Origin of the sequence: Caulobacter vibrioides OR37 (genome assembly GCF_000372645.1) — a bacterium.
GTDB classification, from domain to species: domain Bacteria; phylum Pseudomonadota; class Alphaproteobacteria; order Caulobacterales; family Caulobacteraceae; genus Caulobacter; species Caulobacter vibrioides_E.
This window is the reverse complement of the sequence record NZ_APMP01000019.1, coordinates 70669-81834: the sequence shown is the minus strand read 5'-3', so window position 1 is coordinate 81834 and position 11166 is coordinate 70669. Positions and strand designations below refer to the sequence as shown.

The 11166-nt window shown below is 65.3% G+C and carries 11 protein-coding genes; all 11 read left to right on the top strand.

Translation table 11 applies throughout. The features are described 5' to 3' along the window. The first annotated feature begins 123 nt into the window (after positions 1 to 123). Positions 124 to 699 carry an S-(hydroxymethyl)glutathione synthase gene (gene gfa / locus OR37_RS14205; RefSeq protein WP_004621222.1) on the top strand — a complete coding sequence of 192 codons (576 nt, stop codon included), beginning with the start codon at positions 124 to 126 and terminating at the stop codon, positions 697 to 699. Positions 700 to 918: 219 nt separating this feature from the next. Continuing rightward, the gene (fghA, locus tag OR37_RS14200) at positions 919 to 1764 is read left to right on the top strand and encodes an S-formylglutathione hydrolase (RefSeq protein ID WP_004621220.1); all 846 of its coding nucleotides are present in this window, start codon (positions 919 to 921) and stop codon (positions 1762 to 1764) included. Positions 1765 to 1946: 182 nt separating this feature from the next. Then, positions 1947 to 3017: a GTP 3',8-cyclase MoaA gene (gene moaA, locus OR37_RS14195; RefSeq protein WP_081612951.1), complete on the top strand. Its 1071-nt coding sequence runs from the start codon at positions 1947 to 1949 to the stop codon at positions 3015 to 3017. A 105-nt stretch (positions 3018 to 3122) separates the two neighbouring features. Further along, a complete protein-coding gene (locus tag OR37_RS14190) occupies positions 3123 to 5120 on the top strand; it encodes a TonB-dependent receptor (protein WP_004621216.1) in 1998 nt (665 codons plus the stop codon). 399 nt (positions 5121 to 5519) lie between these two features. Continuing rightward, a complete protein-coding gene (locus OR37_RS14185) occupies positions 5520 to 7313 on the top strand; it encodes a methanol/ethanol family PQQ-dependent dehydrogenase (RefSeq protein ID WP_004621214.1) in 1794 nt (597 codons plus the stop codon). A gap of 102 nt (positions 7314 to 7415) precedes the next feature. Further along, the gene (locus OR37_RS14180; RefSeq protein WP_004621212.1) at positions 7416 to 7889 is read left to right on the top strand and encodes a c-type cytochrome; all 474 of its coding nucleotides are present in this window, start codon (positions 7416 to 7418) and stop codon (positions 7887 to 7889) included. A 2-nt stretch (positions 7890 to 7891) separates the two neighbouring features. Next, on the top strand, positions 7892 to 8713 hold the full coding sequence (locus OR37_RS14175; protein WP_004621211.1) for a quinoprotein dehydrogenase-associated putative ABC transporter substrate-binding protein: 822 nt from the start codon (positions 7892 to 7894) through the stop codon (positions 8711 to 8713). Continuing rightward, the gene (locus tag OR37_RS14170) at positions 8710 to 9048 is read left to right on the top strand and encodes a hypothetical protein (RefSeq protein WP_004621209.1); all 339 of its coding nucleotides are present in this window, start codon (positions 8710 to 8712) and stop codon (positions 9046 to 9048) included. Before OR37_RS14175 ends, OR37_RS14170 begins: the two co-directional genes overlap by 4 nt. Before the next feature lie 47 nt (positions 9049 to 9095). Beyond that, complete coding sequence (locus OR37_RS14165) at positions 9096 to 9524, top strand: c-type cytochrome (RefSeq protein ID WP_004621207.1); 429 nt, start codon at positions 9096 to 9098, stop codon at positions 9522 to 9524. Positions 9525 to 9559: 35 nt separating this feature from the next. Beyond that, the gene (locus OR37_RS14160) at positions 9560 to 10111 is read left to right on the top strand and encodes a hypothetical protein (protein ID WP_131368828.1); all 552 of its coding nucleotides are present in this window, start codon (positions 9560 to 9562) and stop codon (positions 10109 to 10111) included. Between the two features lie 33 nt (positions 10112 to 10144). Further along, entirely contained in the window at positions 10145 to 11164 is a 1020-nt protein-coding gene (locus tag OR37_RS14155; protein WP_004621203.1) for a YVTN family beta-propeller repeat protein, read from the top strand. The last annotated feature ends 2 nt before the right edge of the window (positions 11165 to 11166 follow it).

Here is an 11166-nt window from a genome sequence, read left to right as displayed (position 1 = left end):
CATCGAATTCTAGAAAACGGGACGTTGGGGCGGCCCGGTCTCGGGGCGCTCCAAAGGTCCGATGTGTCGAGGGCGATCAAGCCCCGGACGAGCGGATGCGAGACATCCTGGAGGAACGCTGAAATGACCAAGGTTCTCATCCACCCACTGGTCGATGACGGAGTAAAGCCCGGCTCGGCGGATTTCGCCGGCGGGACGCTGACCTGCCTCTGCGCCGACAGGCCCGTGACGGTCGCCGTGGCCAGCCAGGTGGCGCACAACCATGCTTGCGGCTGCACCAAGTGCTGGAAGCCGGCCGGAGCGGATTTCTCGGTCGTCGCCGTGGCGCCGACCAGCACGGTCACCGTGACGGCCAACGGCGACAAGCTGGCCGTTGTCGATCCCAGCGCGGTGATCCAGCGTCACGCCTGCAAGGTCTGCGGCGTTCACATGCATGGCCCGGTCGAGAAGGAAGGCCATCCCTTCTTTGGCCTGACGTTCGTCCACCCGGAACGCTTCGTCGAGGACGGCGCGGCCGAGCCCGGTTTCGCGGCGTTTGTGTCGTCCGTGATCGAGGGCGGGGTTCACCCCGACAAGATGGCCGGCGTGCGCGCCCGTCTCCGGGAGTTGGGCCTGGAGCCCTATGACTGCCTGAACCCGCCGCTGATGGACTACATCGCCACTCACGTGGCGAAAGCCTCCGGCGTGTTGCCAGCCTAGAGCCTTTAGCCCGAAATCGGAATCGATTTCAGGCGCCAAAAAGGCTCTAAATCAAATGTTTAGAGCGTGAGGCCGAAACCGGTTCCTACTTTCAGCCTCACGCTCCAGGCGCGCTGTTTTTCTCGCATCGAAGCTTGGCGACATGCGTGTCGCCAAGCGTTTCTCGGCGGCCGGCGTCTTTGATTTATCCGGGAACCAGCAGGTCGGAATTTCCCTTACATGAGCAGCGTCGAAACCCTCGCCACCCACCGCGTCCATGGCGGAACCCTGCGGTACTGCAAGCACGACAGCGCCAGCACCGGCACGCCGATGAAGTTCACGGTGTGGACGCCGGACGGCCAGGGGCCGTTCCCCTATCTCGTCTGGCTGTCGGGCCTGACCTGCACCGAGGACAATTTCACGGTGAAGTCGGGCGTCTACCAACACGCCGCCCAGCACGGCGTCGCGATCGTCGCGCCCGACACTTCGCCGCGCGGCGAAGGCGTCGCCGACGATCCGGCCTATGACCTGGGGCAGGGCGCGGGCTTCTATGTCGACGCCACGCAGGCTCCGTGGGCGCCGCACTTCAAGATGTATTCCTATGTGACCAAGGACCTGCTGGCGGCCGTCGACGGCGCCTTCCCGCTGGACGCGGGCCGGCGCGGGATCTTCGGCCACTCGATGGGCGGGCACGGGGCGTTGACCCTGGCCTTGCGCAACCCGGAGCTCTTCAAGTCGGTCAGCGCCTTCGCCCCGATCGTCTCGCCGCTGAACTGTCCGTGGGGCGACAAGGCGATGAGCGCCTATCTCGGCCCCGACCGCGCGGCCTGGCGGGCCCATGACGCCTGCGCCCTGATCGAGGACGGCCAGGGGACCGCCTTCGACGACATCCTGATCGACCAGGGCCTGGCCGACAGCTTTCTGGAAAACCAGCTGAAGCCCGAACTGATCGAAGCCGCCGCCGCCAAGGCCGGCCGCAAGGTCACGGTCCGCCGCCAGGAAGGCTACGACCACAGCTACTTCTTCATGACCACCTTCATCGGCGACCACGTGGCCTGGCACGCGGGCAAGGGCTTGAAGGCCTAGAGCCTTATCCGCTCGAATGGGATCATTCGAGCGGAAAAATAAGGCTCTAAATCAAACATTTAGAGCGTGATAACCGCCGAAACCGCTTACACTTTCGGCTATCACGCTCTAGGGGCGGCGGGCCTTGCGCGGCGGAGCGGTTCGACGGCCAAGACGCGGACCAGAACGGCGATAGGGTGGGGATGGGAAATCAAGATGTCCGGCTATCGCCTGAAGACTCCCCCTTCGGCGTAACGCGTTTGTCGGGGCGGTCTTCCCGAACGCCAAGACTGATCGATGGTCTTGGTCGGGCGGTGACCTATCTGCGCGTCTCGATCACGGACCGCTGCGACCTACGCTGCACCTACTGCATGGCCGAACACATGACCTTCCTGCCGAGGTCGGAGGTTCTGGACATCGAGGAGCTGGATCGGGTCGCCTCGACCTTCATCGATCTGGGCGTGCGCAAGCTGCGGCTCACGGGCGGCGAGCCGCTGGTGAGGCGCGGCGCCATGGACCTGGTCGAGCGCCTCTCGCGACATCTGTCCAGCGGCGATCTGGACGAACTGACCCTGACCACGAACGGCACCCAACTGGCCCGTTTCGCGTCAGACCTAGCCCGCTTCGGCGTCAAGAGGATCAACGTGTCCCTGGATACGCTAAGGCCAGACCTCTTTCGGCGACTGACGCGCGGCGGCGACCTTTCCAAGGTGCTGGCGGGCGTCGACGCGGCCTTGGCCTGTGGTCTGCGGATCAAGATCAACACCGTGGCGCTCAAGCGCGACAACGCCGAGGAGCTGCCGCGTCTGATCCAGTGGGCCCATGGCCTGGGCGCGGACATCACGCTGATCGAGGCCATGCCGCTGGGCGAGGTGGACGTCAGCCGCGTGGATCAGCATCTGTCCTTGAGAGATGTGCGAGACAATCTCGCGTCCTTCTGGACCCTGACGGATCTGGATTACGCCACGGGCGGTCCCGCGCGCTATGTTCGGGTCGAGGAAACCGGCGGCCGACTGGGTCTGATCACGCCGCTCAGCCACAATTTCTGCGGGGACTGCAACCGCGTGCGCCTGACGTGCACGGGCGTCCTGCACACGTGCCTGGGCCGGGAAGACGCAAGCGACCTCAGGGCGGTGCTGCGAACGAGCGAGGACGATCGGGCGCTGCGCGAGGCGATCCTAGAGGCCATCGGCGCGAAGGCTCTGGGGCACGCGTTCCAGATCGCCGACCGAAAGCCCGCCCTCGCGCGGCACATGTCCGTGACGGGCGGCTGATGCCCTCTTCACGCACACCTCCGCGCCGCCAGGGTGCGACATTCTCACGCTTTGAGAGCGGTCTGAAATCGAACTACCAAATAGCGTCGTTATGTGGAGTACCCGATGCCTCTGGACATCCCGCCGCCCGTCGACGCGGTGGTCGTGACAGCCGCGCGTTTACCGGCGCCGCTCGCGGACGCGGCGTTCTCGATCGCGCGGGTTGATGGCGAAGATCTGGCCAGGGCGTCCCGCGTTGACGAAGCGATCACCGCCACGCCCGGCGTGTCGCTGTTCCGGCGCACCTCCAGTCTCTCGGCCAATCCCACGACCCAGGGCGTCAGCCTGCGTGGCATCGCGCCGTCTGGCGCCGGTCGCGCGCTGGTCTTGCTGGACGGCGTTCCTCTAAACGATCCCTTCGGCGGCTGGGTGATCTGGTCGCAGCTGGCCCCGTCCGCCGTTTCGGGCGCCGATATCGTCCGGGGCGCGGGCGCGGGGCCCTATGGCGCGGGGGCGCTCACGGGCGTCATCAGCCTGCGCGAACGCGACGCCGGCGGGGCGTTCGAACTGGCGCGGGCGCAACGCGGCGAGGTCGATGCTTCTGGCGACGGCGTGGTCAAGCTGGGTCAGGCCCAGGTGTATGGCGCGCTGTCTTTTCAGGACTCCGATGGGTACACGCCGGTGCGAGGCCCCGCTCGGGGCGCGGCCGACACCAAGACCTCCCTGACGACAAGAAGCGCTTCCGTGCGGGTCGACGCGCCCACCGGGCTGGGAACCCTGTCGGTCCGCGCCAGCACGTTCGACGACAAGCGCGGCGCGGGTTTGGCTGGGGCCAACGCCAACGCTTCGGGCGATATTCTAAGCGCCACCCTGGCCCAGGCTCCGCGAGGCCGTCGTCCGGGCTGGCGGCTGCAGGTCTGGCGTCAGGCCAGCGATCTTTTCAACAGCTCGGTGGCGGTCGCCGCCAATCGCGCCTCGACGACGCCCGCCAACAGCCAGGACAGGACGCCGGCCGTCGGCGAGGGCGCCAATCTGGCTATCCGCCTTCAGTCCGGCGCGCTGCAATGGGAAGTCGGGGCGGACGCGCGACGCAACAAGGGCGAGGAGCGCGAGCGGTTTCGCTATCTGAATGGCGCGTACAACAGTCAGCGCACGGCGGGCGGCGAGACCTCCGTGGCCGGGGTCTATGTCGACGGCGCCTGGCAGGCGGGAACCTGGCTCGTGGCCGGCGGGTTGCGCGCCGATCACTGGGAGAGCCGAGGCGGCTACCGCGTCGAGCGCTCGCTGATCACCGGCGCGCTTCTCCTCAACGAGACGCCCGCCGATCGGCAAGGCGACTTGATGAGTTTCCGTCTGGGCGCGCGCAAGACGCTGGAGGGCGGCGCGACCTTGCGGGCCGCCGCCTACAGCGGATTTCGGCCTCCGACCCTCAACGAACTCCACCGGCCCTTTCGGGTCGGCAACGATGTGACCGAATCCAATCCGAACCTGAAGCCCGAGGCGCTGAAGGGCCTTGAACTCGGCTTTGGGCGCGACGGCGCGACGGGCCGAGGCGAGGTGACGGTGTTCTGGAACCGCATCGAGGACGCGATCGCCAATGTCACGATCGGCGTTGGACCGGGGACCTTCCCCCGCGCGGGCTTCATTCCCGCCGGCGGGGTCCTGCGCCAGCGCCTCAACATATCGGCCATCGAGGCTGTCGGGGTGGAGGGGCAAGCTCGGCGCGAAGTGGCCGGCGTTGTCTTAAGAGCGGCTTTCGCGGTCACCGACGCCCGGGTCGTGGGCGCTGGCCTGGCGCCTCAGCTGGAAGGAAAGCGTCCTGCGCAGGCGCCGATCTGGAGCGCCACGGCGGGGCTTACCGCGCCGCTCGCCGCCAAGCTCTCCTTGGATCTGGACGTCACCTACGAAGGCAAACGGTTCGAGGACGATCTCAATAGCAGGGTCCTGTCGCCGGCCGCCAAGATCGACGCCCGCCTGGAATGGCGGCCCACGCCTCATGCGCGGATCTATCTAGCGGCCGATAATTTGTTGGATAAGAATGTCGAGGTTTCGCGCACGGTGGATGGCATAGCTGGCCTCGACGCGCCGCGAACCGTGAGAATGGGAATCGGATACTCATATTAGGGAGGGTGGGGTGGATCTTGAATTCACTAAAGATTGAAAATATAAAGCATACCATTATTTCGATTTGAAATTTATATTAATTTTGTAATTTTTACCTGATCCAAAGTTTGAATTTTTTTCACATTGTATTTACCTTGTGCATTGTTTCTAGAAGCTACATCCTACATGAATATAAATTCATAGTTGTGAGCGCTTGATTCGTGCAATCCATGGTGCGCGAAGCTAGCTTTAGGGTCTCCTTTACTCTTTTGGAAATTTAGACTTTTCCGGCTTTATTCTTGTCTGCGGCAAAATGCCACCGAAGGGGGGTATTGTGGTTGCGGGCCACGGCGTTACGACTGAGGTGAAGTAAAACTGTACTGGCGTAGATCAGAAAAAAACCGATCTAGGGAAACGCTCATGAGAAACGGAACCTTTTCACGTCTGGCCTTGGCCCTGGCGTTTTCAGCCGCCACCGCATCCGCCGCGTTCGCGAATGATGAGCTTCAGGCGCTGCAAAAAGACGCCAACCAGTGGGTGATGCCGCTGGGGAACTATTCAGGCACGCGCTACAGCGAGCTGGCTCAAATCAACAAGGACAACGTCAAGGACCTGCGCGTCGCCTGGAGCTTCTCCACGGGCGTGCTGCGCGGGCACGAGGGCGGCCCGCTCGTCATCGGCAATATGATGTACGTGCACTCGCCGTTCCCGAACAAGGTCTTCGCGCTCGACCTCTCTCGTAACGGCGCCATCGCCTGGAGTTACGAGCCCAAGCAGGACAACAAGACGATCGCGGTGATGTGCTGCGACACCGTCAACCGCGGCGTCGCCTACGCCGATGGCAAGATCTTCCTTCATCAAGCCGACACGACTCTGGTGGCGCTCGACGCCAAGACCGGCGCTGTCGTCTGGTCGGTGAAGAACGGCGATCCCACCAAGGGCGAGACCGGCACCGCCGCGCCGTTCGTCGTGGGCGACAAGGTTCTGATCGGCAACAGCGGTGGCGAGTTCGGCGTCCGCGGCCACATGACGGCCTACGACCTCAAGACCGGCAAGCTGATCTGGCGCGCCTATTCGTCGGGACCCGACGCCGACACCCTGATCGATCCGGTCAAGACCACGTCGATGGGCAAGCCGGTCGGCAAGGACTCCGGCATGGCCGGCTGGAAGGGCGACCAGTGGAAGCTCGGCGGCGGCACGACCTGGGGCTGGACCAGCTATGACCCCAAGACCAACCTGATCTACTACGGTTCGGGCAACCCCGGCGCCTGGAACCCGGTGCAACGCCCCGGCGACAACCGCTGGTCGATGTCGATCTTCGCGCGCGACGCCAACACCGGCAAGGCCAAGTGGATCTATCAAATGACGCCCCACGACGAGTGGGACTACGACGGCGTCAACGAAATGATCCTGGTCGACAAGCCCATCAAGGGCAAGACGCGCAACCTCCTGGTCCACTTCGACCGCAATGGTTTCGCCTACACGCTCGATCGCGTGACCGGCGAGCTGATCAGCGGCGAGAAGTTCGATCCCGCCGTCAATTGGGCCTCGTCCATCGACATCAAGACCGGTCTGCCGCAACGCGTCGCCAAGTACTCGACCGAGGGGAATGGCGAAGATGTGGTCACCGAGGGCGTCTGCCCCGCCGCGCTTGGCTCGAAGGACCAACAACCGGCCGCCTATAGCCCGAAGACCGGCCTGTTATACATCCCCGGCAACCATGTCTGCATGAACTACGAGCCGACCAAGGTCGCCTACGTGGCGGGGTCGCCCTATGTGGGCGCCAACCTGACCATGTTCCCGCCGAAGGGCGAGACGAACCTCGGTCGCTTCGCGGCCTTCGACGCCGAAAGCAACAAGGTCGTCTGGGAAGCCAAGGAACCCTTCTCGGTCTGGAGCGGCGCCCTGGCCACGGCCGGCGACATCGTCTTCTACGGCACCATGGAAGGTTATCTGAAGGCGGTCGACGCCAAGACCGGCAAGGAGCTTTACAAGTTCAAGACGCCGTCGGGCATCATCGGCAACATCAACACCTATACCTATAACGGCAAGCAGTACGTGGCGGTGCTTTCCGGCGTCGGCGGCTGGGCGGCCATCGGCATGGCCGCGGGCCTGTCGGGCGACCAGGAAGGCCTGGGCGCGGTCGGCGCTTACCGCAGCTTGTCCCAATACACCAACCTGGGCGGCGCCTTGACGGTGTTCGAACTGCCCTAGGTCTCGACCCTTGCCCCGCGTGTCGCGGCTGGCGACGCGCGGGGTCTTCGCGATCCTTGAGAGGTCGCCGTTTGCTTGGTTCTTGTGAAGTTGGGGAGCGTCATGAAGCCTTTTCTGAAGTTGACGGCTAGCGCGGCGACGGCGCTGATTTTCTTGTCGGGAGCCAATCCAAGTTTCGCGCGCGCGCCGCAGGCCGCGGCGACGGCCGACGCGGCGGCGCAGAGCGCGCCCACGGCGTCATGGCCGGAGTTCAGCGGTTACAAGCGGTATCACGGCAACTGTTCGGTGTGTCACGGCTTCGACGGCCTCGGCGGCACCTTCGCGCCGAACCTTACGAAATCCCTCAAGACGCTCGACCACGACGCCTTCATGGAGGTCCTGGTCAACGGTCGTCAGAACGGAAATCTCGCGATGCCCGCGTTCGGCGCCGACCCGAACGTGATGTGTTTCGCCGAAGACATTTACACCTATCTGAAGGCCCGCTCCGACGACAAGCTCGGTCGGGGTCGGCCTTCGCCGCAACCCAAGAAGCCGGCGGATGTCGCCGCGGCGGAAAACGCCTGCTTGGGCCTGTAGCCGTGCCCAAGGTCTCTCGCTTCGCGGCGCTCGGGCTGCTGCTGATGCTGACGACGCCGTCGTTGGTCTCGGCGGCGGATCGGGTCGAGGCGCTCGATCGCACGGCCTTGCGCGTCTGCGCCAGCCCGGGATCCAAGCCGTTCGCCAGCGAAGACGGCGACGGCGTGGAGAACAAGATCGCGGCGCTGTTCGCCAAGGACCTGGGCGTCGAGGTCCAGTATACTTGGTTCCCCAGCGGGATCGGCTTCTATCGCCGGACCCTGAACGCGCGGCGCTGCGACATCGTCATGGGCGCCGCCGTCGGCCTCGAGACCGCCCAGTCGACCATTCCCTACTATCGTTCGAGCTATGTCGTGGTGACGCGGTCGTCCGATAACATCGCGGCGTCCGACCTCAGCGACGCGGCCCTGCGCGGCAAGCGCGTCGGCGTGCAGTCCCTGACGCCGGGCGCCGACCTCGTCCTGGCGGCGGGGCTGATGGATACCGCTCGCGTCTACGACCTCGTCGTCGATGAGCGCCTGGATTCGGTCGGCGAGCGCATGATCAAGGATCTGGCCGACAAGAAGGTCGACGCCGTCGTGATCTGGGGGCCGATCGGGGGGTATTTCGCGGGTCTGCGCCCCGGGCAATTCCGCGTGACACAGCTGGCGGCGCGTCCTGGACAGCCGCCCCTCGTCTTTGACATCGGGATGTCCGTGCGCTTCGGCGAGCCGAAATGGAAGCGTCGCGTGGAGCAGTTCATCCGCGCGAACCGCGAGCCCATCGCCCAGATCCTGACCAGCTACAACTTCCCGCTGCTGCCGATCCCGGAGACCAAGCCATGATCTGGCCCCTCATGATCGCCGCCATCGCCGTCGCGGCGCCCGCCGCCAAGCCTCTTCAAGGCAATGGCTATCCGACCGAGGTGTCGGCCGACTACGTCCTGGGCTGCATGGCCGCCAATGGGCAGACGCAGGACATGCTTCGGCGCTGCGCCTGCAGCATCGACACAATCGCGGCGGTCGTGCCGTTCGAGACCTACGAACAGGCCGAGACGATCCTGCGCATGCGCCAGGCCACGGGCCAGGCCGCCAGCCTCTTTCGAGAAACGCCCGCGCTGAAGGACGTGGTCGATCGTCTGCGCGCGGCGCAGGTCGAGGCCGACTTCCGATGCTTTTGAAATCTCGGGCATCCCGCCCATTCTCAATCCTGGAGCGAAGTGAGACCATGAAATTCACGACCGCGATCTTTGGCCTCGCGTCGGCGCGCAAGCTGGGCGTTATCGCGTTGGCGGGCCTGGCTTCAGGTCTTCTGGGCGCGGAAACCGCGGCGGCTCAAGCGGCCGGGGATCCGGTCCAGGGCAAGGCGACGTTCGCCCGCTGCGGCATCTGCCACACCGTCGAGGTCGGCAAGAACAAGATCGGGCCAAGCCTGGCGGGCGTGGTCGGGCGCAAGGCGGGAACGCTCGCCGGCTACAACTACTCCACCGCGATGGCCGGCAGCGGCGTCACGTGGACGCCCGCCGTTCTCGATAAATATCTGACCAAGCCGCAAGATGTCGTGCCGGGCACCAAGATGATCTTCCCGGGCCTGCCCTCGGCGGCCGATCGCGCCAATATCATCGCCTATCTCAAGAAGCCGGACGCCGTGAAATGAGACCTATCGGTTTCGTCGCCGCCGGGCTTTTGTTGATGGCGGGGCCCGCTTGGGCCCAGTCTTCCGCCTCGACCGATGCGGGATGGCCCTGTGACGTCGAGCCGAAGGCCAAGCTTGAGCTGTCCGATTACTGGAAGCAGCCGGTCGCGTCGGAGGCCTGGCGATCGAACGCCGAGGTCGCGTCGCTGGTCTCGGACGTCGCGCCGCGACGGGTCGCGCAGGACGAGGCCGTCGCGCGGCTCTCCGCCCTCGCGACGCGTCCGGCGGCGTTTCGCGGGCTCGTCGCCGCGGGCTTGGTGGAGACGATCGACGCCGAACGGCATTCGATCATCGTGGGCATAAAGCGTTTCAACGCTCGGCAGGCCCTGCTGGCGACGCGCATCGAAAGCAGCTACGCCCAGCTGGAAGCGCCGAAGGGCGCGCCGGTCGAGGCCAGCAAGGCGGCGCTCGAGGAGCAGGCCGAATGGGACACGCGAATCTTCGAGGATCGGCAGAAGATGCTGCCGGTCATTTGTCGGCAACCCGCCGTCCTCGAGGCTCGCCTTGGCGCCTTGATCAGTGCTTTGAAATCCACGCCCAAGCCCTGAAAACGGGGCGGCGTCATGGGGAGGGGCTTGGAAATGCGTAAGATCTTGATCAGCGCTCTGGCTTTGCTGTCGGCCTACGGCTGCGGCCCGAAGCCGTCGTCGCCAGCGGCGCCCGCCTATCTGATCTATGTCACCAACGAGCGTTCGGGCGACGTCAGCATCATCGATCCCGAGACCCGGCGCGAAGTTGGCCGGATGGCCATCGGCAAGCGCCCGCGCGGTCTGGTCATAAGCCCCGACAAGCGCTTCCTCTATGTCGCGGTGAGCGGCTCGCCGATCGGTGGGCCTGGCGTCGACGAGTCCGCCTTGCCGCCCCCCGACAAGGCCGCCGATGGGATCGTGGTCATCAATCTGGCCAGTCGTCAGGTCGTGAAGACCCTGCGCGGCGTCTCCGATCCCGAGCAGATCGCGATCAGCCCGGACGGCGAACGCCTGTATGTCGCGAGCGAGGATTCCGGCAAGCTGCTGGTGATTTCGCGCGGCGGAGAGATCCTGTCCGAGATCGCCGTGGGCGGCGAACCCGAAGGCCTCTCGGTCTCGCCCAAAGGCGACACGATCTTGGCGACGTCCGAGGAGGAGCATACGGTTTCGATCCTTCGCGGGCAGCCCTTGGCGGCCGTGGCGCGGGTCGAGGTCGGCGCGCGGCCGCGCAACGCGGTCTTCGTGAACGATACAAAGGCGGTCGTGCCCGGCGAAAACGACGCCTCCTTGAGCGTGGTGGATCTCGCGGCGGCCAAGCGCCTTCGGACGATCGCCTTGCCCAAGTCCGATCGGCCGATGGGCGTGGTCAAGTGGGACGATCACACCATTCTGGTCACCACCGGGCGCGGTGGTCGGCTGGTTCGGGTCGACCTGGACGCTTCCGGAGAGTCTGTCGTGGCGTCCGCCGCCGTGGGGCCTCGGCCCTGGGGCTTGGCGGTTTCGCCCGACCGGAAGCTGGCGGTCACCGCCAATGGATCCTCGAATGACATAACGCTGGTGGACCCCGTCACCTTCAAGGTGCTGGGCCATATCGCGGTCGGGAAGGGGCCTTGGGGTGTCGCGGCGGGCTAGGG